The sequence below is a fragment of the Pseudomonas sp. PL-6 genome (assembly GCF_054110165.1).
In genome coordinates this window covers 3616317-3640898 of the sequence record NZ_CM134189.1, presented here as the reverse complement: position 1 = coordinate 3640898, position 24582 = coordinate 3616317, and the positions used below count along the sequence as shown (strand labels likewise).

At 67.4% G+C, this 24582-nt stretch carries 23 protein-coding genes and 1 pseudogene; 12 read left to right on the top strand and 12 right to left on the bottom strand.

Annotated elements, in window-relative coordinates; all coding sequences use genetic code 11:
* Positions 1–91: 91 nt before the first annotated feature.
* Positions 92–958, bottom strand: coding sequence for a fumarylacetoacetate hydrolase family protein (locus tag ACW9UL_RS15475; protein WP_457787560.1), 867 nt, complete (start codon positions 956–958; stop codon positions 92–94).
* A gap of 222 nt (positions 959–1180) precedes the next feature.
* Here ACW9UL_RS15475 and ACW9UL_RS15470 point away from each other — a divergent pair, with 222 nt between their 5' ends.
* The 6 genes and pseudogenes from ACW9UL_RS15470 to recX all read left to right on the top strand — a co-directional run bounded on the left by ACW9UL_RS15470 (position 1181) and on the right by recX (position 5155).
* A complete protein-coding gene (locus tag ACW9UL_RS15470) occupies positions 1181–1795 on the top strand; it encodes a TetR/AcrR family transcriptional regulator (RefSeq protein WP_122108629.1) in 615 nt (204 codons plus the stop codon).
* A 117-nt stretch (positions 1796–1912) separates the two neighbouring features.
* Positions 1913–2228: pseudogene (locus ACW9UL_RS15465) on the top strand (ProQ/FinO family protein); the annotation flags it as partial.
* Positions 2229–2261: 33 nt separating this feature from the next.
* A complete protein-coding gene (locus ACW9UL_RS15460; protein WP_457790971.1) occupies positions 2262–2552 on the top strand; it encodes a hypothetical protein in 291 nt (96 codons plus the stop codon).
* A 501-nt stretch (positions 2553–3053) separates the two neighbouring features.
* Complete coding sequence (locus ACW9UL_RS15455; protein WP_457787559.1) at positions 3054–3554, top strand: CinA family protein; 501 nt, start codon at positions 3054–3056, stop codon at positions 3552–3554.
* Positions 3555–3638: 84 nt separating this feature from the next.
* Complete coding sequence (gene recA, locus ACW9UL_RS15450) at positions 3639–4682, top strand: recombinase RecA (RefSeq protein ID WP_021441850.1); 1044 nt, start codon at positions 3639–3641, stop codon at positions 4680–4682.
* Between the two features lie 11 nt (positions 4683–4693).
* Entirely contained in the window at positions 4694–5155 is a 462-nt protein-coding gene (recX, locus tag ACW9UL_RS15445) for a recombination regulator RecX (protein ID WP_397497067.1), read from the top strand.
* Between the two features lie 83 nt (positions 5156–5238).
* On the opposite strand, the gene ACW9UL_RS15440 is transcribed toward recX, so the two are convergent.
* Positions 5239–6114 (bottom strand): DUF6685 family protein, encoded by an 876-nt coding sequence (locus ACW9UL_RS15440; protein WP_397497066.1) that lies wholly within the window; start codon positions 6112–6114, stop codon positions 5239–5241.
* A gap of 141 nt (positions 6115–6255) precedes the next feature.
* Here ACW9UL_RS15440 and ACW9UL_RS15435 point away from each other — a divergent pair, with 141 nt between their 5' ends.
* Positions 6256–6477, top strand: a complete 222-nt coding sequence (locus ACW9UL_RS15435) for a DUF2835 domain-containing protein (RefSeq protein WP_031302573.1) — start codon at positions 6256–6258, stop codon at positions 6475–6477.
* A gap of 86 nt (positions 6478–6563) precedes the next feature.
* Entirely contained in the window at positions 6564–7586 is a 1023-nt protein-coding gene (locus ACW9UL_RS15430; protein WP_457787558.1) for a quinone-dependent dihydroorotate dehydrogenase, read from the top strand.
* Positions 7587–7666: 80 nt separating this feature from the next.
* Here ACW9UL_RS15430 and rmf read toward each other — a convergent pair whose 3' ends face one another.
* Positions 7667–7882: a ribosome modulation factor gene (rmf, locus tag ACW9UL_RS15425; RefSeq protein WP_003244273.1), complete on the bottom strand. Its 216-nt coding sequence runs from the start codon at positions 7880–7882 to the stop codon at positions 7667–7669.
* Between the two features lie 418 nt (positions 7883–8300).
* On the opposite strand from rmf, the gene rlmKL reads away from it, so the two are divergent.
* On the top strand, positions 8301–10478 hold the full coding sequence (gene rlmKL, locus ACW9UL_RS15420) for a bifunctional 23S rRNA (guanine(2069)-N(7))-methyltransferase RlmK/23S rRNA (guanine(2445)-N(2))-methyltransferase RlmL (protein WP_457787557.1): 2178 nt from the start codon (positions 8301–8303) through the stop codon (positions 10476–10478).
* A 111-nt stretch (positions 10479–10589) separates the two neighbouring features.
* Here the strand turns inward: rlmKL and dacB are convergent, their stop codons facing one another.
* Positions 10590–12026: a D-alanyl-D-alanine carboxypeptidase/D-alanyl-D-alanine endopeptidase gene (dacB, locus tag ACW9UL_RS15415; protein ID WP_122107331.1), complete on the bottom strand. Its 1437-nt coding sequence runs from the start codon at positions 12024–12026 to the stop codon at positions 10590–10592.
* Positions 12027–12240: 214 nt separating this feature from the next.
* On the opposite strand from dacB, the gene ACW9UL_RS15410 reads away from it, so the two are divergent.
* Entirely contained in the window at positions 12241–12582 is a 342-nt protein-coding gene (locus tag ACW9UL_RS15410; protein ID WP_122107330.1) for a YggL family protein, read from the top strand.
* A 73-nt stretch (positions 12583–12655) separates the two neighbouring features.
* On the opposite strand, the gene ACW9UL_RS15405 is transcribed toward ACW9UL_RS15410, so the two are convergent.
* The 3 genes from ACW9UL_RS15405 to ACW9UL_RS15395 all read right to left on the bottom strand — a co-directional run bounded on the left by ACW9UL_RS15405 (position 12656) and on the right by ACW9UL_RS15395 (position 18215).
* Positions 12656–15607, bottom strand: coding sequence for an HD domain-containing phosphohydrolase (locus ACW9UL_RS15405; RefSeq protein WP_457787556.1), 2952 nt, complete (start codon positions 15605–15607; stop codon positions 12656–12658).
* Positions 15608–15814: 207 nt separating this feature from the next.
* Positions 15815–16876 (bottom strand): FUSC family protein, encoded by a 1062-nt coding sequence (locus ACW9UL_RS15400; protein WP_457787555.1) that lies wholly within the window; start codon positions 16874–16876, stop codon positions 15815–15817.
* A gap of 7 nt (positions 16877–16883) precedes the next feature.
* Positions 16884–18215, bottom strand: a complete 1332-nt coding sequence (locus ACW9UL_RS15395) for a deoxyguanosinetriphosphate triphosphohydrolase (RefSeq protein WP_457787554.1) — start codon at positions 18213–18215, stop codon at positions 16884–16886.
* 649 nt (positions 18216–18864) lie between these two features.
* Here ACW9UL_RS15395 and ACW9UL_RS15390 point away from each other — a divergent pair.
* Both ACW9UL_RS15390 and ACW9UL_RS15385 read left to right on the top strand, forming a co-directional pair.
* Positions 18865–20682, top strand: coding sequence for a multicopper oxidase family protein (locus tag ACW9UL_RS15390; RefSeq protein ID WP_457787553.1), 1818 nt, complete (start codon positions 18865–18867; stop codon positions 20680–20682).
* A 20-nt stretch (positions 20683–20702) separates the two neighbouring features.
* Positions 20703–21365, top strand: a complete 663-nt coding sequence (locus ACW9UL_RS15385; protein ID WP_457787552.1) for an SCO family protein — start codon at positions 20703–20705, stop codon at positions 21363–21365.
* Here the strand turns inward: ACW9UL_RS15385 and ACW9UL_RS15380 are convergent.
* From ACW9UL_RS15380 to ACW9UL_RS15360, 5 genes are all read right to left on the bottom strand, one after another.
* A complete protein-coding gene (locus ACW9UL_RS15380; RefSeq protein WP_457787551.1) occupies positions 21351–22250 on the bottom strand; it encodes a c-type cytochrome domain-containing protein in 900 nt (299 codons plus the stop codon). The genes ACW9UL_RS15385 and ACW9UL_RS15380 overlap by 15 nt on opposite strands.
* Positions 22251–22298: 48 nt before the next feature.
* Entirely contained in the window at positions 22299–23462 is a 1164-nt protein-coding gene (locus tag ACW9UL_RS15375) for an EAL domain-containing protein (RefSeq protein WP_457787550.1), read from the bottom strand.
* 83 nt (positions 23463–23545) lie between these two features.
* On the bottom strand, positions 23546–23866 hold the full coding sequence (locus ACW9UL_RS15370; protein WP_457787549.1) for a hypothetical protein: 321 nt from the start codon (positions 23864–23866) through the stop codon (positions 23546–23548).
* Entirely contained in the window at positions 23863–24222 is a 360-nt protein-coding gene (locus tag ACW9UL_RS15365) for a phage holin family protein (protein WP_457787548.1), read from the bottom strand. The genes ACW9UL_RS15370 and ACW9UL_RS15365 overlap by 4 nt, the downstream gene beginning before the upstream one ends.
* Before the next feature lie 9 nt (positions 24223–24231).
* Positions 24232–24549: an ElaB/YgaM/YqjD family protein gene (locus ACW9UL_RS15360; protein ID WP_457787547.1), complete on the bottom strand. Its 318-nt coding sequence runs from the start codon at positions 24547–24549 to the stop codon at positions 24232–24234.
* Between the last annotated feature and the right edge of the window lie 33 nt (positions 24550–24582).

Sequence of the window (24582 nt, the reverse complement as noted above, 5' to 3'; positions counted from 1 at the left end):
GGTGTCGGCGGTCAGCGGGTGTCGAGCCGGCCGGCGCCCCCAGGGGCGTCGGCGCGATCAGCCTTCCTCGGGCGAACGGCGCGGCAGGTCGTCAGGCCTGCGGGCCTTCGTTGGCAATGGGATTGCTGAGCATGCCGAGGCCTTCGATCTCGACCGTGCACAGATCGCCGGCCTGCATGAACAGCATCGGGCGCCTGGCCCAGCCGATGCCGGCCGGGGTGCCGGAGACGATGACATCGCCCGGTTCCAGGGTGACGGCTTCGCTGAGGGTGGCGATCAGCTCGGCGACGTCGAAGATCAGGTCGGCGGTGTTACCCTGCTGCTCGATCTTGCCGTTGAGGCGGGTGGTCAGGCCGAGGCCGCGCGCGCCGGGCGGCAGTTCGTCGGCGGAGACGAAGGTCGGGCCGAAGGCGCCCGTGGCATCGAAGTTCTTGCCGATGGTCCATTGCGGCGACTTGAACTGGTAATCGCGCACCGAGGCCTCGTTGAAGATCGAGTAGCCGGCGACGTGCTCCAGTGCATGGGCCTTGCCGATATGGCGGCCGCCGCGACCGATGATCACCGCCAGTTCGCCTTCATAGTCCAGCTGCTCGGAAACGTTCGGGCGGATGATGGGTTCGCCGTGGCCGACGAGGGTGGTGGAGAAGCGCGGGAAGAAGGTGGGATAGGTGGGCTGCTCGTACGGGCTTTCCTTGGTGTGATCGGCGTAGTTGAGCCCTACGCAGACGATCTTGCCGGGGCGCTCGATGGGGGGCAGGTAGCGGATGGCGGCCGGGTCCAGCTCGCGGGCCTGGCTCAGGCGCCGATGGGCGGCCGCTAGGGCGTCCGGACCGGCCTTGAGTAGGTCGTGCAGCGTGCCGGGAAAACCGTCCTCCTGTTCCGCGAGGCCATACAGCTTGCCGGACAGTTCGACGGCCAGCCCCTTGTGGGACCCTTCCAGGAATTGGGTGAAACGCATGGCGAGTTCCTCTGTTGTTCTTGTTTGTTGGGGGAGGGGGTACGGTACGGTACCGTACCCTTTGAGCGAAATTTGATCTCTAAACCCCACTCGGTCAAGAGGGAAATCAAGATTCATGAGGAATAAAAATTCTGATATTTATGCTCATTCGTCGAATAAGCTCGCTGGAAGCCTTGAGTGGCGCGGGTTAGGCTATGGCGCCCCGCAGCCTTGGAAACGCCCATGACCCAGTTGGAAAGCCCCCGCCAGGCCGCCAAGCGACGGCACATTCTCGATGTCGCCACCGAGATGTTCCTGGAGGACGGCTACGCAGGCGTGAGCGTGGACGGCCTGATCGCGCGGATCGGCGGTTCGAAGCGCACCTTCTACGCCTACTTCGGGGGAAAGGACGGCCTCTTCGCGGCGATCATCGCGCGACTGTGCGAAGAGATCGTCAACCCGCTGACCCATATGGATCTCAAGCGCAAGCCCCTGCGCGCAGCCCTGGCGACCATCGCCGAGACCTTCCTCGATGTGGTGCTGGCGCCTCGCACCACGGCGTTGCACCGCTTGATCGTCGCCGAGGCGCCGCGCGCGCCCGAGGCGGCCAGGTCGTTCTTCGACGCCGCGCCGGGCACCGCCTACCGATGCCTCGCGGAGTACTTCAGCTGGGCCGAAGGCGCCGGCCTGGTGGCGCCCGGCAGTGCCGAGCGGCGGGCCGTGATCTTTCTCGATGCGCTGACCGGGAAGTTCCAGTTGCAGTGTCTGCTCGGCCTGATCGAGTCCCCCTCGCGCGCGGAACGGCAGCAACTGATCGACGAGGCCATCGCCATCTTCATCGACGGCCTGGAGCCCTGAGACGCCCGTCGATGGCTATGGCCTGATGTGCTCAGCCAGGAAGTCGATCAGCGTCCGAACTAATGGCAACAGGCCCCCGGCGGGACGGGAAGAAGGTGTGGACAATGTCGCTGCGGGGCGATCTGGCAACTGCAGAAGCACTTTCCATTGGCCTTCCCGGTCAATCCGGCCCCCAAGGTTCCGCTGAAGAAGGGGCATTCTCAACGATGACGAGCAACATCTGGAGCTGCTCGGAATATCCAGCGAACAGCTCAAGTAGGGCATCGCTACCAGGTGCTGAGGAAGTCGGTACTGGGCATACATGACAGAGAATGCGCCGCGCTTGAACTTGAGCGGCCAGGCAGTTGGCATGGTGACGGTGGCTCAGGCGCTGCATGCGAAGCAGCAGGCTAAGCGGCAGCGCGGACAAGCACGGCGTAATCAGGCAAAAGCAACCTTTAATCGAGTCGATGATTCCATCTGGCACATGCTCTGGAGGTGGGCAAAGCGCAGGCATCCCGCCAAAAGTGCATGGTGGATCAAGCAGCGATACTTCCGGACGATCGGAGACCGAAATGGTGACTTCTCCACGAAAGGTTCTGCCGACGGCAAGACTGTCGGCCTTCGGCTGTTTCGTGCGATGACGGCGGCAATCACTCGCCACGTCAAAGTCCCTGGAGCGGCCAATCCGTTCGATCCGACATGGGCCGAATACCTGGCCCGCCGTCGAGCCTCGAAACGCTCTGTCAAACTGTTCGGTGCCAAGCTCTGGTGCTGAAGAATGGCTTGAGCCGGATGCGGGGTGACTCGCACGTCCAGTTCTCAGGGGCGGCGGCGCAGCAATGCGCGCCGCTGCTACCCGAGGCCATGACAGGGTGAGAGGAAACAGTAAGACCGTTATTCCACCGATCTCACCGGTGCTACCAGCAAACGGGACGCGCAGGCTTTTGCTGGTGTCAGCGGTAAACGCCTTCAATACATTACACGCCACGCTTTGCTCCTGATTGCGAAGCGATTTCGTGGGGTAAATTTGGGGTAAATCACCCGCCAAAACACGCCATTTCAGGCCCGCTTCGCGCTATGTCGTAGCTCAGCGTGATTGATCTATGTTTTTGATTTTTTATGTGTTTTGTTATGTTTTAGTGGCTTCGCGGCAGCAATCTAATTACACAATCGGGGTGTGCTGGGAGAGGTCCGTCATGGTCTCGACTGTCCGGCTTAAATCGCAAAAGCGCCTAGTGTAGGGTATCGGCCTGGCCCGTTTCACCCCGGAGAGCATATGGATTCCATCAGTCATCTGGCCACGCAGCTCGGCCGGCAGTTGCAAACCGCCGGTGCCCAGGTCAGCACCGCCGAGTCCTGCACCGGCGGCGGCATCGCCGAGGCAATCACCCGTATCCCCGGCAGTTCGGCCTGGTTCGAGGCCGGCTACGTCACCTATTCCAATGCACAGAAGAGCAAGCAGCTGGGCGTGCCGGCCGAGTTGTTCGCCACTGTCGGCGCAGTCAGCCGCGAGGTGGTCGAGGCCATGGTGCGCGGCGCCCAGGCCCGCAGTGGGGCGCGCTACGCAGTGGCGGTCAGCGGCGTGGCGGGGCCCGACGGCGGTTCGGCAGAGAAACCGGTGGGCACCGTATGGCTGGCCTGGGGCGACGGCGAGCGCCTGTACAGCCTGTGCAAACACTTCCCCGGTGATCGCGGCGAAGTGCGCCGACAAACGGTCGAGGCCGCACTGGCGGGGCTTTCGCGCCTGCTGGCCGAGGAAAATCCGGTAATGGGGTAGGCGGGCGACTTGCCCTGTGGAATAATACTGTCTACTTATACAGTTGTCGGCGGCCGCTGAGGCCTTGAGCACGTGAGGATACAAATGGACGAGAACAAGAAGCGCGCCTTGGCGGCTGCCCTGGGTCAGATCGAGAAGCAGTTCGGCAAGGGCGCGGTAATGCGCATGGGCGATCACGAGCGCCAGGCCATCCCGGCCATCTCCACCGGCTCGCTGGGCCTGGACATCGCCCTGGGCATCGGCGGCCTGCCGAAGGGCCGGATCGTCGAGATCTACGGACCGGAATCCTCCGGTAAGACCACCCTGACCCTGTCGGTGATCGCCGAAGCGCAGAAGATGGGGGCTACCTGCGCCTTCGTCGACGCCGAGCACGCCCTCGACCCCGACTATGCCGGCAAGCTCGGCGTGAATGTCGACGACCTGCTGGTGTCGCAGCCGGATACCGGCGAGCAGGCGCTGGAAATCACCGACATGCTGGTGCGTTCCAATGCCGTCGACGTGATCATCGTCGACTCCGTGGCAGCCCTGGTGCCCAAGGCGGAAATCGAAGGCGAGATGGGCGACATGCACGTCGGCCTCCAGGCCCGTCTGATGAGCCAGGCGCTGCGCAAGATCACCGGCAACATCAAGAACGCCAATTGCCTGGTGATCTTCATCAACCAGATCCGCATGAAGATCGGCGTGATGTTCGGCAGCCCGGAAACCACCACCGGCGGTAACGCGCTGAAGTTCTACGCCTCGGTGCGCCTGGACATCCGCCGCACCGGCGCGGTGAAGGAAGGTGAGGAAGTGGTGGGCAGCGAAACCCGCGTGAAGATCGTCAAGAACAAGGTGGCGCCGCCCTTCCGCCAGGCCGAGTTCCAGATCCTCTACGGCAAGGGCATCTACCGCAACGGCGAGATCATCGACCTGGGCGTGCAGCAGGGCCTGGTGGAGAAGTCCGGTGCCTGGTACAGCTACCAGGGCAACAAGATCGGCCAGGGCAAGGCCAACGCGGCCAAGTACCTGGAAGACAACCCGGAAGTGGCGCGCGCCATCGAGGGTCAGGTTCGCGAGAAGCTGCTGGTCGGCGGTGCACCGGTGAAAGCCTCGGCCGATGACCTGGCCGACGCCGAAGTCGACTTCTAAGCCTACGCAGCATGTCCGTGGTGCTGGATAACCCGCTCGCCGTCAGGCGGGCGGCCATGGATCTGCTGGCGCGGCGCGAACATGGACGGGTAGAGCTGACGCGCAAGCTGCGCAAACGCGGCGCCCCCGAGGCGCTGATCGAGGCTGCGTTGCAGCGTTTGGCCGAAGAGGGCCTGCTCTCGGAGGCGCGTTACCTGGAAAGCTTCGTCGCCTACCGCGCCCGCGCCGGCTATGGCCCGCAGCGCATTCGCGAAGAGCTGGGCCAGCGCGGTCTGGCGCGCGGCGACATCGACCAGGCGCTGCGCGACAGCGGCATCGACTGGTTCGAACAGCTGCGCGAGACCTGGCAGCGCAAGTATGGCGGCCAGCTGCCGGGCGATGTTCGCGAGCGCGCCCAGCAGGGGCGCTTTCTCGCCTATCGCGGTTATTCCTTGGAGATGATCGGCCGTCTGCTGCGTGGCGGTGACGAGTGATCGCAGGGTGCGCCGTGCGCACTAGCTCGGATGGTATGGCCGGTGCGCGCAGCGCACCCTACGCGAATGGGCCCGTCACCGGGTTACAGAGCCAGCTGGCGCAGATAGCCCAGTACGTCGGGCGCGCCGGCCAGGCGCAGGCCTTCGCCGAGGGCGGTGGCCTGGGGATGTTCCTTGGGCAACAGGAGGAATTCCGGCGCGCCGGCGGTCTTCAGCAACGACAGGCGCGCATAGGGCAGGCCGTTGTCCAGCAGCAGGCCCATGAAGTGCGGGTCGCTCCAGGCTTCGCCCGGCATGGCCAGCACGTGGTAGCGCAGCTGCAGGTTTTCCAGCCCGCTGGCGCTCAGCCGGTAACGGGTCAGGTTGGCCGGCAGCAGCACCTCCAGGCCGCGCCTGCGGGCATAGACGATGGCTCCGGCGAAGGCTTCGCCCTGCTGCTCGCCCGCCCAGAAGGTGCGGGTACCGTGCCAGCCGGCCTGACGCAGCTCGACGGCCTCGCCGGCGAGAAAACGCGGCAAGGCCTGGCTGATGGTCTTGACGAAATCCTTGTAGCTGATGATGCGTACCTGCTTGCAGTGCTCGCTCGCAGCATAGTCCTCGAAACTGGCGTAGCCGTGCTGGCTGCTCGCGTTGCAGGCGAAGCCGTCGACCAGGCGCAGGTCGAAGGCTTGCAGGTGTTGGCGTTCGGTCGTCACCACCTGGGTTAGGGCGGCATGGGCCTGGGCCTTGTCTTCCTGCACCGGGCCTGAGAGTGCACCGCGTGGCAGGTCGACCAGGCGCTGCAGGGGCGGGCCCTCGTGCCAGCAGATGCTTGTCCCGGGTGGCGGCAGCACCCGGAACGGCAGGCGCAGCGCGCTGGCCCGGGCGAATATCTGCCGCGAGCCGCGACCGATCAGCCCCAGGCGTTGGGCCAGAGCGGTCAGGCGGGTGCTGAGGGTCGAGGGCTCGGACAGGCTCATGGCCGGCAGGTCGCTCCAAGGGCGTCTACAGCAGTGTGGCAGACGCGGGCAGCTCCTGCTTGCAAGGCGCCGCGCGACGCGTCAGCGGCGGCGAGGTGGGTCTGTGGCAAAATAGCCGCATTCATGTGCGAGGGTGCCTCCATGCCCAGCTTGGTGCTGGATATTGCGTTATCGGCCGAACGGTTGCAGGCCGTCTACCGTGGCCATGCCAACCGGATTATGGCGCAAAGCCGCGACGGCCGCCGCGTCAGTTTGCCGGCCCACCATTTGCGGCCCTATCTGACCCACGAGGGGATCTATGGTTCCTTCGTACTGGAGTTCAGTACCGCCGGCGAGCTGCTGAGCTTACGCCCTTTGCCCTGATCCGGCGTGCCCGCCTCGCGCCGGTGGGCCGCGCGCGGCTATAATCGCCGGCCTGCCCACCCTCATCTATCGAGCTAAGCCTGCCCATGTACTCCCTGGCCCGCGAGCTGCTGTTCAAACTGTCCCCGGAAACCTCCCACGAGCTGTCCATCGACCTGATCGGCGCCGGCGGCCGTCTGGGCCTCAACCGCCTGCTGAGCAAGGCGCCGGCCAGTCTGCCGACCACGGTGATGGGCCTGCAGTTCGCCAACCCCGTGGGCCTGGCCGCCGGGCTGGACAAGAACGGCGACGCCATCGATGGCTTCGCCCAGCTGGGCTTCGGCTTCGTCGAGATCGGCACCGTCACCCCGCGGCCGCAGCCGGGCAACCCCAAGCCGCGGCTGTTCCGCCTGCCGGAGGCCGAGGCGGTGATCAACCGTATGGGCTTCAACAACCTGGGCGTCGACCACCTGCTGCAACGGGTGCAGGCGGCGAAGTTCAAGGGCGTGCTGGGGATCAATATCGGCAAGAACTTCGATACCCCGGTCGAGCGTGCGGTGGACGACTACCTGGCCTGCCTGGACAAGGTCTATGCCCACGCCAGCTACGTCACGGTCAACGTCAGCTCGCCGAATACCCCCGGCCTGCGCAGCCTACAGTTCGGCGACTCGCTCAAGGCACTGCTCGAAGCGCTGCGCCAGCGCCAGGAGGACCTGGCCCAGCAGCACGGCAAGCGCGTGCCGCTGGCGATCAAGATCGCCCCGGACATGAGCGACGAGGAAACCGCGCTGGTGGCCGCGGCGCTGCTGGAGGCGGGAATGGATGCGGTGATCGCCACCAACACCACCCTCGGCCGCGAAGGCGTCGAAGGCCTGGCCCATGGCGACGAGGCCGGCGGGCTGTCGGGTGCGCCGGTGCGCGACAAGAGCACGCATATCGTCAAGGTGCTGGCTGGCGAGCTGGGCGGGCGTTTGCCGATCATCGCGGTCGGCGGCATCACTGAGGGCAGGCATGCGGCGGAGAAGATCGCCGCCGGTGCGAGCCTGGTGCAGATCTATTCGGGATTCATCTACAAGGGCCCGGCGCTGATTCGCGAGGCGGTGGATGCCATTGCGGCATTGCGCAAATAAAGAGGGCTCCCGAAGGAGCCCCTGGGCTTGCGCCCGCCGCCCGGAGGGGGTCGGCATGGTGAAGTCGGAAGTGATCCTGATCAGCCGACAGCGTGAAGTTCGTTGAGTCGATGAATACCGGCGGTGCCGGTCAGCCCATCCCAGTTGTCGCCGCGGCCCTCGCGCCAGCCATTGAGCCAGGCTTGACGTACCGAAGGCAGGGTGAAGGGGCAGAGTTCGCGGGATTTACCATTGATGCCGTACTGATAGCCGCGCAAAAAAGCTCGTTCTAACGGATCACGCTTAAGTCTTCTCATAGGGTGTTGCCCTCACTGTTGACTGTTATGTCCCGTTGGCCTTGTGGCAAGGCCGGGCAGAGAGTCTTCTGCCTGCGAAAGTTCGCTGCCGGCGTGGCGAACTTTCTATGCCCTCGCCGTTGCAGCGAAAGCCTTAAGTAGTGTTCTAACGAATGCGCTGGGGCCTGTGAATGATCGATTTGTCATAAGGGCGTAACCTAAACGAGGGTGAGGCCATAAGGGCGCTGGGCATATGTCCAGCGTCTTCCGGCCAGGCGCCGTGGGGCCTGGCTGCAGGCGGCAGTGGCGTCATTGTGCTAGTGCAAATGAGACTGCTTGCTTATTCCGACGAAGGGTCGCGATGTGACGTTTTGTCACTTATTTTGAGTCGAGGTGCGCAGGTCGCGCCTCCCTGATTGCCATAGGCACTGGAAAGTCCATGTCGGATCGTTACGAAATCGTTCTCACCTGCCCCAAGGGGCTCGAAGGCCTGCTGCTGGAAGAGGCCAAGGCACTGGGCCTGGAGGAGGCGCGCGAGCAGACCGCCGCCGTGCGTGGCCAGGCCGAGCTGGAGACCGCCTACCGCCTGTGCCTGTGGTCGCGCCTGGCCAACCGCGTGCTGCTGGTGCTGGCGCGCTTCTCCATGAGCAACGCCGACGACCTCTACGAGGGCGTCAAGGCGGTGGACTGGCGCGATCACCTGGAGCCGGCCGGCAGCCTGGCGGTGGAGTTCAGCGGCCATGGCTCGGGCATCGACAACAGCCACTTCGGCGCGCTCAAGGTCAAGGACGCTATCGTCGACCGCCTGCGCACCAGCAGCGGCGAGCGCCCCAGCATCGACAAGCTCAACCCCGACCTGCGCGTGCATCTGCGTCTGGAGCGCGGCGAGGCGATCCTGTCCCTGGACCTGTCCGGGCACAGCCTGCACCAGCGCGGCTACCGCCTGCAGCAGGGCGCTGCGCCGCTCAAGGAAAACCTCGCCGCCGCGGTGCTGATTCGCGCCGGCTGGCCGCGCATCGCCGCCGAGGGCGGGGCCCTGGCCGACCCCATGTGCGGCGTCGGCACCTTCCTGATCGAGGCGGCGCTGATGGCCGCCGACATCGCCCCCAACCTGCGCCGCGAGCGTTGGGGCTTTTCCAGCTGGCTCGGCCACGTGCCGGCGCTGTGGAAGAAACTGCATGCCGAGGCCGAGCAGCGCGCCGCCGCCGGCCTGGCCAAGCCGCCGTTGTGGATTCGCGGCTACGAGGCCGACCCGCGACTGATCCAGCCCGGGCGCAACAACGTCGAGCGCGCCGGCCTGTCCGACTGGGTGAAGATCTATCAGGGCGAGCTGGGCAGCTTCGAGCCGCGCCCGGACCAGAACCAGAAGGGCCTGGTGATCAGCAACCCACCTTATGGCGAGCGCCTGGGCGACGAGGCCAGCCTGCTGTACCTCTACCAGAACCTCGGCGAGCGCCTGCGCCAGGCCTGCCTGGGCTGGGAGGCGGCGGTGTTCACCGGCGCCCCGGAGCTGGGCAAGCGCATGGGCCTGCGCAGCCACAAGCAGTACGCCTTCTGGAACGGCGCATTGCCCTGCAAGCTGCTGCTGATCAAGGTGCAGACCGAGCAGTTCGTCACCGGCGAGCGACGCGGACGCGAGGAGGCGGAGCCTGCGGCCGAAGCAGCGCCGCAGGCACGCCTGTCCGAAGGCGGGCAGATGTTCGCCAATCGCCTGCAGAAGAACCTCAAGCAGCTGGGCAAGTGGGCACGCCGCGAGGGCGTGGAGTGCTACCGCCTGTACGATGCCGACATGCCCGAGTACGCCCTGGCGGTGGACCTGTATCGCGACTGGGTGCATGTGCAGGAATATGCCGCGCCGCGCTCGATCGATCCGGACAAGGCCCAGGCGCGTCTGCTCGACGCCCTGGCGGCGATTCCCCAGGCTCTCGGCGTGGCGCAGAACCGGGTGGCGATCAAGCGCCGCGAGCGGCAGAGCGGCAGCAAGCAGTATCAGCGCCAGGCCGCCCAGGGCCAGTTCATGGAGGTCAGCGAGGGCGGGGTCAAGCTGCTGGTCAACCTCACCGATTACCTGGACACCGGGCTGTTCCTCGATCACCGTCCGCTGCGTCTGCGTATCCAGCGCGAGGCTGCCGGCAAGCGCTTTCTCAACCTGTTCTGCTACACCGCCACGGCCACCGTGCATGCGGCCAAGGGCGGCGCGCGCAGCACCACTAGCGTCGACCTGTCGAAGACCTACCTGGACTGGGCGCGGCGCAACCTGGCGCTCAATGGTTTCTCCGACAAGCACCGCCTGGAGCAGGGCGACGTGATGGCCTGGCTGGCCGAGGATCGCAACGAGTACGAGCTGATCTTCATCGATCCGCCGACCTTCTCCAACTCCAAGCGCATGGAGGGGGTGTTCGACGTGCAGCGCGACCACGTCGAGCTGCTCGACCTGGCCATGGCGCGCTTGGCTCGCGGCGGGGTGCTGTATTTCTCCAACAACTTCCGCAAGTTCCAGCTCGACGAGGGCCTGGCGGCGCGCTACCAGGTCGAGGAAATCAGCGCGCAGACCCTCGACCCCGACTTCGCCCGCAACCCGAAGATCCACCGCGCCTGGCGTTTCAGCGCGCGCTAGCTTGAGGTTGTCGGGCCTGCGTAGGGTGGATGACGCTCTTCTCATCCACCATAAGTGCATCGCCGGTGGATGGGTAAAGCGTCATCCACCCTACGCCCCGCCCACAGATCTTCAGCGCTTCGGCTGTTTGTAGGTCTCCAGCAGCACCTGGTCGAGGATCGAGGTGGCGCCCCAGGGTTTGGGGTCGTTGAGGATGGCCACCACCGCCCAGTCCTGACCGTTGCTGTCGCGGCTGTAACCGGCGATGGCGCGCACGTTGTTCAGGGTGCCGGTCTTGATATGCGCCTCGCCCACCAGCGGGGTGCGGCGCAGGCGCTTGCGCATGGTGCCGTCCAGCGCCACCAGCGGCATCGAGCTGCGGAACTCGGCGGCGTAGGGGCTGCGCCAGGCGGCCTGGAGGATGGCCGCCATCTCCCGCGCGCTGATGCGTTCGGCGCGCGACAGGCCGGAGCCGTTCTCCATCACCAGGTGCGGCGCGGTGATGCCCTTGCGTGCCAGCCAGCTGCGGATCACCCGTTGCGCCGCCATGGCGTCGTCCTGGTCGGCGGCGGTGCGAAACTGCGCGCCGAGGCTGAGGAACAGCTGCCGGGCCATGGTGTTGTTGCTGTACTTGTTGATGTCGCGGACGATCTCCACCACGTCCGGCGAGTAGGCGCGCACCAGCAGGCGAGCCTTGTCCGGCACTTCGGCGAGGCGATCCTTGCCGAGGATCTTGCCGCCCAGCTCCTGCCAGATGCCGCGAACTGCGCCGGCGGCGTAGCTAGGGTGGTCGAGCAGCGACAGGTAGGTCTGCGCGCTGCAGCCGTCGGCCAGCTGGCCGCTGACGATCAGGGTGGTGCCGTCGTACTGCTTCACGGCGTTGTAGCGCACGTCGGGCCAGGCCGGGCAGGGGCCGGCCTTGAGCAGCTTGACCTGGTTGTCGATGCGTACCGTGGCGATCGGCGGATCCATGGCGACCTGGACCTTGCCGCCTTCGGCGCGGGTGATGAAACGCTGCGCCTTGAGGTTGACCAGCAGCGAGTCGGGCGCCACCAGGAAGGGCTTGTTGGCGTCGCCGCCGTCGTCGTTGAAGGCCGGCAGTTGCGGCGCGACGAAGAAGCTGCGGTCGAGCACCAGATCGCCCTGCACCTGACGCACGCCGTTGAGGCGCAGATCGCGCAGCAGCAGCCAGAGCTTCTCCATGTTCAGCTTGGGATCGCCGCCGCCCTTGAGGTAGAGGTTGCCGTGCAGCACACCGTCCTTGACCGGGCCGTCGGCGTAGAACTCGGTCGTCCACTGGTGGTTGGGGCCGAGCAGCTCCAGCGCGGCGTAGGTGGTCACCAGCTTCATGGTGGAGGCCGGGTTGACCGAGACGTCGGCATTGAACTGCAGGCCGCCGCCCTGGCCGGCCAACGGCAGGGTCACTACCGCCAGCGAGTGGTTGGAGATCTTGTTGGCCTTCAGTGCCTGCTCGACCTTGGCCGGCAGGGCGCCGCCGGCGGCGTGGCAGGTGAGGGCGAGGGGCAGGAACAGGGCGCTCAGCGCCAGTTGGCGAAACCGCTGGATCATGATGAAAAACCTTGCGCACTGAGGCGGCAACTGCGACGGGGCGGATCGGCTCGTTGGTCAAGCCGCGAGCGAGGGCGCTCGAATAACTGAAGTCAACGACAGCCAGCCGCCGGGAAAAGTTGCCGCACATTATGCCGCAAGGTGGCAGGGCAGCGAGCGACAAGTCGGGCGATCTGCTAGAGTGCCGCGCGTTATTACTTTTGAGGATTGTTTCATGGCGACCAACCGTTCCCGCCGTCTGCGCAAGAAGCTCTGTGTCGATGAATTCCAGGAGCTGGGCTTCGAGCTGACCCTGAACTTCAAGGCCGACCTGAACGACCAGACCGTCGATGCCTTCATCGACCAGTTCCTCGCTCAGGCCATCGCCGGCAACGGCCTGGATTACGTCGGCGGCGAAGACTACGGTCTGGTCTGCCTGGCCAAGCGCGGCTCGGTCGACGAGGCGCAGCGTAGTGCCGTCGAGGCCTGGCTGAAGGGCCGCGACGAGCTGCAGGGCTTCGAGATCAGCCCGCTGCTGGATGTCTGGTACCCGGAAAACCCGATCAACCAGGCGTGATCCGCGTTCGGCGCCGGGTTCTCCGGCGCCGCCTCCCCCGGATCAGCCGTTCGGCCGATCCGGGCCACGGCCGTCAGGCCAGCCCCGCCTTCTCCAGCAACGCCTGCTCGTCCACCGCATCGATCTGCTCGGCCAGCATGAACCGCTCGGCATAGTGCCGGTAGATGCCGGCGCGGATGAACAGGGCGAACAGCGGCGGGTCGATGTGCGCGCCCTTGCACATGCCGACCATGATGTTCAGCGCCTCCGACAGCGTCTTGCCCTTCTTGTAGGGGCGGTCCACCGCGGTCAGCGCCTCGAAGATATCGGCAATCGCCATCATCCGTGCCGGCAGGCTCATCTCGTCGCGCGTCAGGCGCTTGGGGTAGCCCGTGCCGTCCATCTTCTCGTGGTGGCCGCCGGCGATCTCGGCGACGTTCTGCAGGTGCTTGGGGAATGGCAGCCGGCCGAGCATGAGGATGGTCTGCACGATGTGGTGGTTGATGATGTAGCGCTCCTCGGCGGTCAGGGTGCCGCGGGCGATGCTCAGGTTGTGCAGCTCGCCGCGATTGAACTTGTGCGGCGGCACCTCCAGCTTGAAGCCCCAGGGGTTGTCCGGCGCGATCAGCTCCTGTGCCGGGCGCTCGATCAGGTGTTCGACCTTGTCCGCCAGCAGCGCTTCTGCCACCGGCAGGCTGGGCGCCGGGCTGCGCTGCTGACGCTTGGCTTCCTCCCAGGACACGCCCAGGCGGTCGTCGAGGGTGCGTAGCCAGGTGCGTTCGGCGATCTGCTTGAGGCGCGCCTGGTCGGCCTCGGCCATGGCCTCGCCGCCGAGGTTGGTGCGCGCGACGAAGGCGAACTCCTCGTCCAGCTCGTTCAGCAACTGGTCGCGCAGCGCCGCCAGCGCGGCCTCTTCGCCACCCTCGGCGCGGCCCCGCCAGTAGGCGATCCAGGCGTCGCGCTTGAGCACCTCGAAGCGCATGCGCACCTCGTGGATGCGGTCGTACAGGGTCTCCAGCTTGGTCGCCTTGTCCACCACGTATTCCGGGGTGGTGACCTTGCCGCAGTCGTGCAGCCAGGCGGCGATATGCAGCGCCTCCCATTCCTCGTCGCTGGGCCGGTAGTCGCGAAAGGCCGGCTCGTCGCTGTCGGCGGCGGCGCGGGCGAGCATCAGGGTGATTTCCGGCACGCGCTGGCAGTGGCCGCCGGTGTAGGGACTCTTGGCGTCGATGGCGCCGGCGATCAGCTGGATGAAGGCGTCGAGCAGCTGCTTCTGCCGGGCCAGCAGGCGCTGGCTCTCGATGCACAGCGCGGCGCTGCCGGACACCGCGTCGACGAAGGCCAGTCGTTCCGGGCGCAACATGCTGTCGTTGCCGTCGCCGTGGTCGCGCTGCAGCAGCACCAGTACGCCGACGGTGTCGCCCTGGCGGTTGTGCAGGCCGGCGGCAATCAGGTGCAGGCGCGGGCTGTCCAGCGCCGAGAGCAGGCCGCGGAAACTGCCGGCCTGGTCGAAGCCCAGGGACATGGCGACGCTGGCGCCGCCGCTGGCCGGCCCGCGCAGCCAGTCGGGCAGCGCCGCGTCGTCCAGGGCGAAACCCTGCAGGCCCAGCTCGTCCAGGCCATGGGCTTGGCCGTCGAGCACCAGGCCCTGGGGTTCGAGGCGGCCGCTGTCGGCGTCGAGCAGGTAGATCACCCCGCCCTGCGCCTCGCTGATCGCCACCGTGGCGTCCATCACCCGGCGCAGCAGGGCGTCGAAACGGGTTTCCGCGGAAAGGCTGGCGGCGATGTCGAGGAAGCGGCCGAGGGTGTCCTTCATCCGCGTCATCGACACCGCCAGCTGATCGACCTCGAGGATCGGCGAGCGGCCGCTGGCCGGGTGGTCGAAGTCGAAGCGGCGAATCGCCTCGGCCTCCTGCACCAGCGCGCGCAGCGGCTTGACCACCAGACGCGAGGCCAGCCAGCCCAGCGGCAGGCACAACAGCAGGGTGGTGAGGGTGATCAGCGCGCCCTGCCAGCGGATGCGGTAGGCGTCGGCGAGCAGCTCGCGCTCGGGCACCAGCAGCGCCAGGTGCAGGCCCTGCGGGCCGCCTTCCTGGATATGCCGGTGGGCCATGGCCCAGCGCTGCTGGGCCAGCACCACGGTGCCCTGGTCGCGCTCGTTGAGTTCGCCGTCGAGCAGCTCGCCCAGCACCGGGTTGATCTCGCGCACCTTGACCAGGCGCCTGCTGTCGCCCTCGACGCGGATCAGCCGGCTGCTGTCGGGGTAGGCCACGGCGTTGCCCTCGGCGTCGGCCAGTACCAGGTCGCTGTTGGGGGTGACGCGGTGTTCGGCGAGGGTGGCGGACAGGTCGGCCAGGGTCAGGTCGGCGCCGAGCACCGCGGTCAGGCCGCTGCGCCGGGCCAGGGTGGTGCCGACCTCCTCGGTGGAGAAGAACACATAGGGCGCGGTGGTGATCTGCCCACCGTCGCCGCGGGCGCGCTTGTACCAGTCGCGGCTGCGCGGGTCGTAGCTTTCCTTGAGGCGCTGGCGACGGCTGAGCTGGTTCAGCGAGCCGTCGTAGAACAGGTAGTAGGCCTCGGTACCGGTGGCGCTGCGGTCGATCGACCAGATCTGGTAGGCGGCGCCCGGCGGGGCGTCGAAGCGCTGCTTGAGGGCGTCGCTGCGTAGCGGGCGGACCATGAAGAAGTCGCCGTCGTCGTAGCCCAGGTACAGCGAGCCGAGCTTGGGGTTATCGCGCAGGGCCTGGACGAAGGGGCGCAGCAGGGCCAGGCGAGTGTCCAGGTCGTCGCCCTGGGTGGCCGGGTCGAGGGTCAGCAGGCTGAGCAGGTGGCGGATCGGCCGGTAGGTGCTGTCCAGGTCCTGCTGCACGTCGTGCTGGATGCGCTCGAACAGCTTGGCACTGCTGGAGACGATCATCTGACTGGTCTGCTGGTAGTTGAACAACCCCAGCACCACGCCGGTGAGCAGCAACAGGAGGGTGAACAGGGCGCTGATATGGACGTGTAACGGGAAGCGACGCTCGCGCGGAACGGCGGTCTTGGGCATCGCACTTCACTCCTTGGGTGGCGCTGCGGGCAGAGCAAGCATAGTGAAGAGTGGCCGGGCCTGCTTGGCCGCCGGCAGCCAGCGGGCCGGTGTGTCGCCGCGCAGCGATGTCCAGGGCGCGGCGGCCGGTCTAGGGGGCGCCATGCGTACCGGCGATCTCCTGGTGCGCGCGGCCCAGGCGGCCCCGCGACACCCCAGGAGTCGGCGTTACGGCGATTCCTGCCCCTGTTGCAGCTTGTGCGGCTTGCTCAGTTGCAGGCGCAGGCCGTGCACCAGCAGGGCCACGGTCAGGGCCAGGGCGACGCCGATCAGGGCGTTGAGCAGGCGCACCTCGGCCAGGTGCCAGTCCTGCGCCAGGCTCTCGGCCAGCAGCACGAAGCACAGGCTGGTCTGCAGCACGAACAGGCCGTAGTGGTTGGCCTGCAGGGCGCGGCTGAGGATCACCAGCGGCAGCAGGGTCATTACCATCAGCGGCGGGTTCTGCAGGCTGTGGCCGAAGGCGATCAGCAGGCCGGCCGCGGCCAGGCTGGCCAGGCTGGCCTGCAGCGCGCGTACCAGGCTGCCCTGGAATTCCAGCTGCAGGGTGGTGATCACCGTCAGGGTCAGCCAGTAGCCGCGCGACAGCCCGGCCAGGTTGACGATCAGCCCGGAGGCGGCGAACGCCAGCACGCAGGCCAGCGCATGCAGGCGCCACTGCTGGCGCGGCAGGCGCTGGGCGTGGCGCTTGAGCACCTTGAGAATACTGATGAAGCGCGGCATGTACGGCCACATGCGCAGCCCGTGCAGGCCGCGCAGGCCGAAGGCCAGCAGCATCACCCAGAGCCCGCCGAGGATGAACAGCATGGCCACCGCGTAGGGGTTGTGCAGATTGCCGACACCGAACTGGCCCTGGCCCAGGCACAGGCAGATGGCCAGGCCGATGCCCAGCTTGCCGGCCTCGCTGCCGAAGCGCTGCAGCCAGGCCAGCAGCAGGCCGAAGGCGGCGAAAATACCGAGGCTGACCAGCGGATGGCTGGCGGCCCAGAAGCCCAGGCCTGCGCTGCAGGCGCCGAGGCCGGTGAGCAGCAGCATGCGCAGCATGCCGAAGCGGTGCAGCGGGTTGGCCTGCGCGGCCTGGAAGGCGCCGGCCGAGGCCCAGAGAAAGCCGCTGTGGGCGGTGAACAGGCCGAGCAGCAGGGGCAGCGCGCAGCCGAACCCGGCGACCAGCGCCGGGCCCCAGGCCGGCGGCCCGGCATGCCAGGTGAAAGTGCTGCGGATCAGGTTCTTCATATGCTCGCTACACCGGGCTGGAACGCCCGGTCATCTCCCTCGCCATTTCCGTAGCGTAGCTGTCGGTCATGCCGGCGATAAAGTCGATCACCCGCATGAAGGAGCGGTACAGCGGCCAGCTCGGGTCGGGCGCATTGTTGCCGAGCAGGTCGAGGATGCGTCGGTGCTTGAACGACGGCGCGCGCCCGCCGTGCTGCTCCAGGGCGGCGCCGCAGAGGGCGTTGAGGAGGATTTCCAGGGTGGTGTAGGCGCCGATCTCGTGCAGGGTCTTGCGTTTGTCGTGGAAGATCTTTTCCCGCGCCAAGGATTTGGCGCTCTGTACGCAGTGCTTGGCCGCACCGTGCATGTGTTCCACCAGATCGCCCTGCAGGCAGCCGGCGAGCAGGTCGCGCTGCTGCTCGACGAAGGCGCCGGCGGCGGCGTTGGTCAGGTGTTCGATGGCCTTGCCGCGCAGGATCGCCAGCTTGCGCCGGCGCGAATCCTGGGGTCCAAGTTGACGGTAGGTTTCCGGAATATCGTCGCCAACCAGGTCGAGCAACAGTGCTTCAACTTCGCTGTACTCAAGCAGCCCCATCTCCAGGCCGTCTTCCAGGTCGATCAGGCCGTAGCAGATGTCGTCGGCCGCCTCCATCAGGTACACCAGCGGGTGGCGCGCCCAGCGCTGCGCCTCCAGCTGCGGCAGCTCCAGCTTGGCGGCGATCTGCTCGAGCAGCGCCAGCTCGCTCTGGTAGCAGCCGAACTTGTGCTTCTTGTAGCCCTGGGCCTCGGCATGGCGCGCGGTCCAGGGGTACTTGAGGTAGCTGCCGAGGGTGGCGTAGGTCAGCCGGGTGCCGCCGTCGAACTGGTGGTATTCCAGCTGGGTGAGCACGCGAAAGCCCTGGGCGTTGCCCTCGAAACTGAGAAAGTCGGCGCGCTCGGCCTCGCTCATGGCGTCCAGCCAGCCGCGCCCGGCGGCCTGCTGGAACCAGTGGCGGATGGCGTCCTCGCCGGAGTGACCGAACGGCGGGTTGCCGATGTCGTGGGCCAGGCAGGCCGACTGCACGACCATGCCCAGGTCGCTCGGCGCGCACCAGTCAGGCAGCTCGTCGCGCAGCATCTCGCCGACGCGCATGGCCAGCGAGCGACCGACGCAGCTGACTTCCAACGAGTGGGTCAGGCGCGTGTGGATATGGTCGTTGCTGCTCACCGGGTGCACCTGGGTCTTGCGCCCCAGGCGGCGGAAGGCGCCGGAGAAGATGATGCGGTCGTGATCCTTGTGGAAGGGGCTGCGGCCCAGTTCCGCGGAGCTGGGAGCGGGTTTGCCGAGACGTTCGCGGGTGAGCAGGGTGTGCCAATCCAAGGCCGATCCTCGCCGGAGATGAACAGAGCCCTAGCTTCGGCGTTCGCGCCGCGCGACGCAAGCCGGGCGCGGGCGAGTCGAGAGTGCCTCGCGGTTGGCGTGGCCGATGGCTTTTGGCCAGTTCTGGGATGCGCTGCAGGCCAGGCGTGGCGCGGGCTGCAGCTCTTCGCGTCAGAAAATTTACTTTTTTTACATATGTTTATTGTTTCTATGCGCTCGGTTTCTGAGGAGCGACGATTCTTTGACTCTCCGTTGATATTGGACTTAAGTTAGGTCTGTAGTTGCTGGATATTTGACGGTGGCTGGCGAAGGAGAGGGCGCTGGCCGTCGTGATTGCGAGGTTTGCCGCTAGGGAGAACGCCATGGACAGCTATTCGACGTGCCGTACCATGCAGCCCGCCGGGCTCAGACGCTTCTGGCGCCTGCTGCACGCCCCGCCTCTTACCTGCTGATTGCCTGCGCACCGACCCTGCCGGAGTCGAGTCGACTCGCTCCGGCGCACCTGGCCATCGGCCGGTGCGGTCGCTGAGAGCTTTTCCGGCCCGGATGCCAAGTCGAGTCGACCCAATTTTCAGGCGGCGCGCGTTGGTTGCGCCAGCAGGCGGGGCCGTACGCCTGCGCGCAGTGGCGCACGCCGGGGAGATGCAGCATGAAACCGGTACTACCGAGTCAGGGCCCGGGCGAGGCGCAAGAGCTCGCTACGCCCGCCGATCCGTCCATGGCGCCGCCAGGCCAGTTATCGCGGCGCGGCTTTCTCCAGGGCAGCGCGGCGCTGGCCGCGGCGCCGCTGATCCTGGCGCCCAGTCGCAGCGAGGCGCTGTTGCCGGGTGAGTTTCCACCGAGCCCGGCAACCGTCCCCTGGCAGGAGTTTCTGCCCGACGCGCCGCCGCTGCTCTACGGCAGCACGCTCAATCCGCCGCCCAGCGAGCTGGCCAACATCGCCGCCGGTGAGGCCGGGCGCCCGGCGCACCAGCGCTGGGCCCAGTTCGGCCCGCAGGCCGAACACTACGAGCTGCACGTCGCGCAGCGCGAAAACTGGGTGTTCAACCCGGCCTACCCGCCGCAGCCGGTCTGGACCTACCAGGCCAAGCAACCCGACCTCAGCGTGCTCAGTCCGGTGGTGCATGCGCATTACGGCCATCCTGTGCTGTGTCGCATCTTTAACGACCTGCCAGGCAACCACACCGGCTTCGGCACGCCGGAGATCAGCACTCACCTGCACAACGCCCACGTCGGCTCGGAAAGCGACGGCTTTCCCGGCGACTACTACAGCGCCACCAAGGCCGGGCCTAGCCTGACCGCGCCGGGCGGCTTCAAGGACCACCTTTACTCCAACATCTACGCCGGCTACGACGAGCTGCAGAACGGCATCGGCGACTACCGCGAGGCGCTGGGCACGCTGTTCTACCACGACCATACGCTGGACTTCACCGCGCCCAATATCGTCCGCGGGTTGGTCGGCTTCTTCCTGCTGTTCGACCATATCGACTCGGGCAACGAGAAGGACCCCAACCCCGCCGCCCTGCGCCTGCCCAGCCACCCCTACGACTACCCGCTGGCTTTCGGCGACCGGCGTTTCGACCCCAACGGCATGCTCTACTACGACCAGGTCAGCCCTGAGGGCGTGCTCGGCGACAAGGTGGTGGTCAACGGCAAGATCCAGCCGGTGCTGCGGGTGGCGCGGCGCAAGTACCGCCTGCGTCTGCTCAACGGCGGGCCGAGCCGCTTCTACCAGTTTTACCTGACCCGTTCGAACAACGTGATCCAGCCGTTCACCTATATCGCCAACGACGGCAACCTGCTGGACAAGCCACTGCTCAATAGGCTGTTCGTGCGTCTCGGCGTGGCCGAGCGTGGGGATATCGTGGTGGACTTCTCGCGCTACCCGGTAGGCACCGAGCTGTACCTGGTCAACCGCCTGACCCACCGCCCGGAGGACACCCGTCGGCCCTATCAGGTTAAGGCGCCCGGCGATCGGGTGCTGAAGTTCGTGGTCGATCGCGAGCCGCCGGAGCAGGATCTGAGCCGGGTGCCCAGCACCCTGCGGCCGTTGCCGCCGCTGCCGAGCACCGCCCAACTGGCGGCGCTGCCGGTGCGCAAGTTCGTCTTCGAGCGCAGGCAGAACATGTGGGCGATCAACGGCCAGTTCATCGACGTCAACGTGCCGCGCGCGGTGATTCCCATGGGCGGCATGGAGATCTGGGAGCTGACCAGCATCGACGACGGTTGGGATCACCCCATCCATATCCACTTCGAGGAGGGGCGCATTCTCAGCAAGTCGATCGATGGGCGCAACGTGACGGTGCCGATCCACGAGCGCGGGCGCAAGGATGTTTACGTCATCGAGGGCTTTGCCACCACCCGCGTGCTGATGCGCTTCCGCGACTACAAGGGCAAGTACGTGATGCATTGCCATAACCTGATCCACGAAGACCACGCCATGATGCTGCGTTGGGATGTCGTCTGAGCCAGCCGGAGGTTTTTGCCATGAACACGCGAAGAAAGGTACTGGCAGGGCTGGGCGTCGCCGCGTTCGGCTGGGCTGCCTGGCGCTCGGGCAGCAGCCTGCAGCAGCCGGCTGCGCCGCTGGCCGGGGTGGGCGGTACACGCTTTCCCAACGTGCCGCTGCTGACCCACGAGGGGCGTCAGGTGCGCTTCTACGACGACCTGGTGCGCGGCAAGGTGGTGGCGATCAACATGATGTACGCCCAGTGCACCAACAGTTGCCCGGCCACCACCGCCAACCTGCGCCTGGTGCAGAAGATGCTCGGCGAGCGGGTCGGACGCGACGTGCACCTGTATTCGCTGACGCTGCAGCCGGAGCAGGACAGCCCCGAGCGCCTGCGCGAGTACGTCGAGCGCCACCATATTGGCCCGGGCTGGCAGTTCCTCACCGGCACCCGTGCCGATATCGAGCAGCTGCGCCGTGCCCTGGGCTTCTACGATGTCGACCCGGTGGTGGACCTCAACGACCTGACCCACACCGGCATGCTGCGCATCGGCAACGACGTACTCGACCGCTGGACCATGGCGCCGGCGCAGACCGGCGCCGAGCAGATCATCGCCACCATCAATCACGTCGACAGCAAGATGGTGCATACCGCCTACAGCGAGTCGCAGCCGTCGGCCGAGCAGCTAGCGCAGGCGTAGGCGTTCCACCCGCACGCGGTCGCCGGCGTCGAGGCGGCCGCGCACCTGCACGTAGGCGCCGGGACGTGGCGCATCGTCCAGGCGTGAGCGTGCGTCGATCAGCAGTGGCAGGCCGTCCAGCTTGCCGGCCTCATCCAGGCGCCCGTGCAGGCGCAGCTTGGCGCCCACCGGCAGCGGCGCCGGGCGCCCGGCGGCGTCGCGCGCGCCTTGCTCGATCCAGGCCACGATCAGGTCGACTTCCGCGTCCGTGAGATAGGGTGGGCCGTCATAGGGCATGCGCGGCCGCGCCTGGCCGCGAATGCGTCGCACCAGCTCGCTGGCCGCGGGGTTGCCGGGCACCACCCGGGCACGCTCGCCGCTGGCCAGGGTCGCCGCGTAGCTCGACAGCAGATAACCCTCGGGGGCGGCGCCCATCAGGCCGCTGGGCGAGTGGCAGGTGGCGCAGCGACGCAGCAGGATGGCCTCGACGTGGCGGTAGTCGACGGCCTCGCCGGGTCGTGGGCTCGGGAGGGCAGGCTCGGCTGCGCGCGCGTCGCCCGGCGGCAGCCCGGCGTTGATCCAGCGTTCGACCAGGGCGATCTCGGCGGCAGCGAGAAAGGGTGGGCCGGTCAGCGGCATGCGCGGCTGGCTGCTACCGGTCAGGCGGCGCAGCAGTTCGCTGCCGGCGGCATCGCCGGCGCGCACCACCGGGCCGCGCTGGCTGCCGCGCAGCAGCTGCTCTAGGCTGTCCAGGCGCAGGCCCAAGGGCGCCTGGGCGCCGCTGTGGCAGGCCAGGCAGCGGCTGGCCAGCAGCGGGGCGATGTCGGCGTGGTAGGTCGGCGCGTCGGCCAGCGCGGCGGCGCTGAGCAGCAGCGGGGCGAGCAGGCGCAGGGGGAGCCCGGGCATGAGTGCAGCCTCGATGGTCGAGGGGTTAACTCAAGCCTAGCCGCGCATTCAAAGACCGGCGGCGTCGATATCCACCAGCAGCAAACGGCGGCCGTGGTCGATGAACTGCCCGGCGGTCAGGCAGTACTGGTTGCTGGTGGCGTCGCGGTAGGTACTGGACAGGGTCAGGCGGCGTTCCTCCCAGCCTTCGGCGAGCAGTTGGTAGAAGTAGGGGCGCCACGACCAGTTGTGGCCCAGGTAGCGGTCGTCGCTGTGCCAGGCCTGCTGGCGCCATTCCAGGTTGGGGGTCAGCTGGGTGCCATGGCGGTCGCACTGGTAGATGCGCAGCAGCCAGGGGTAGTGCTCCGGCGCGCGGAGGCGCGCGGCCGGCGCGCCGCTTTCGGCCCACAGGCGCAGCTCGTGCATCAGCTCCGCCAGCTGCTGGCGCAGGGTCATCAGCCGCGCGCGCTCGGCCAGCTTGTGCTGCACGTAGCTGTCGCGCAAGCGGGCGAAGCGGCCGGCGAAGGCGTCGCTGGCGAACAGCTCGCGGGCCGGTTTGGCGAACAGAAAACCCTGCACGTAGCGGGCCCCGCATTCCAGGGCGAAGTTGAGCTCTGCTTTGGTTTCCACGCCCTCGGCGATGATCCAGCAGCCGGTCTTTTCCGCCATCTGCGCCAGGGCCTTGACCACCTCGCCGCTGGGACCGCCGCGGGCGGCGGCCTGGAACAGGCGCATGTCCAGCTTGAGGATGTCCGGCTGCAGCGCCAGCACCCGGTCGAGCTGCGAGTAGCCGGCGCCGAAGTCGTCGATGGCGATGCGCGCACCGGCCTCGCGGTAGCGCGCCACCACATCCGGCAAGCGCTGGCTGGCGCCGCCCAGTTCGGTGATCTCGAAGACGATGCGCGAAGGCTCGATGCCGCTGCGCTGCAGCTGCAGCAGGCTGGGCAGCGGCTGTGCCGGACGCAGGCGGCTGATCCAGCGCGGCGAGATGTTGAGGCTGAGAAACCAGTCCGCAGGCGCCTGGTGAAAGCGCGCCAGGGCCTCCTCGCGCACCTGGCGGTCGAGGCGGCGCAGCGCCGTCGGCGGCGTCTTCGGATCGGCGAACAGCGGGCCGGCGGAATGCGCCTGGCCGCTGGCGTCACGCAGCCGGGCGAGCGCCTCGACCCCGGCGATGCGGCCGGTGGCGGTGTCGATAAAGGGCTGGAAGACGGCGAAGGGCTGTCCGTCGATCACCTGGGTGTCCTTAGCTGCGAGCGTTGGGCCGCCACCGGGGCGGGCGGGTCGCTCGATCTAGCAAGATCGTGGCCAGCCCAGGTCTAGACCAGCGGCGTTCGGGCCTCGGCGGCGGGGCGGCGGCGTCGCAGCAGCGGGGCGACGATCAGCGCCAGGCGTAGCCAGCGGCGCCAGCCGCGCTTGCCGCCGAGCAGGCCGGCCAGGGCCAGGGCGCCGCCGGCGAGCCAAAATGGTGCGCTGCCCTGGCGCAGGCGCAGGCCGTAGTCGCGCGCCTGGCGCAGCGGCTGGCTGAGCTGCAGTGCCTCGTGGCGCAGCTCCTGGCGGTGCATTTCCAGGCGCATGCGCAGCACCGCCTTGCGCAGCTGCCGGCGCGAGGCGCCTTTGGGGAGGTCGGGCAAGCTCATGGCAGCAGTTGCTCGCGGTCGCGTTGCAGTTCTTCCAGGCTGGCGGCGAAGGGTGGCTCGGCGCGCTGTAGGCTGAGGGCCAGCCAGGCACCGCTGGCCAGCAGGCCGGCGGCGTAGAACAGGCACAGGCCGACGGCCACCGCCAGGCGGTGGCTGTCCCAGTAGAGGATCAGCAGCAGCGCCGACAGGCCGATCAGCAACAGCAGGGCGAAGCCCAGGCACAGGCCGCCCAGCAGCAGGGCGCGCAGGGCCTGGTGGCGCTGGTCTTCCAGTTCGTGGCCGAGCAGCGCCAGGTGGCCCTGCAGCAGGCCGAGCAGGGCTGCGCCGAGGCGGCGCGGGGAGGGACCGTCGCTCATGGCGTGCGCTCAGCGGCGGCTGAGCAGCAGGCCGAACAGCAGGCCCACCGCGGCCGCCAGGCCGAGCGAGCGCCAGGGGTGCTTGTGCACGTAGTCCTCGGTGGCGTCCACGGCGATCTTGCCCTGTTCGCGCAGGCCGGCTTCGGCGCGGTGCAGGGTCTCGCGGGCGCGGCCGAGGCTGTTGCGGATGTCGTCGCGCAGCGCCTCGGCCTGTTCGCCGGCGAGGCTGGCGGAGTGCTGCAGGAGTTTTTCGGTGTCGCTGACCAGGGCCTGGAATTCTTCCAGCAGGGCGTCCTGGCTGCTCGGGGTGGCGTTCTTGCGGGGCATGGCGCGCGTCCTCTGCATTGGGCGGTTAAGGCT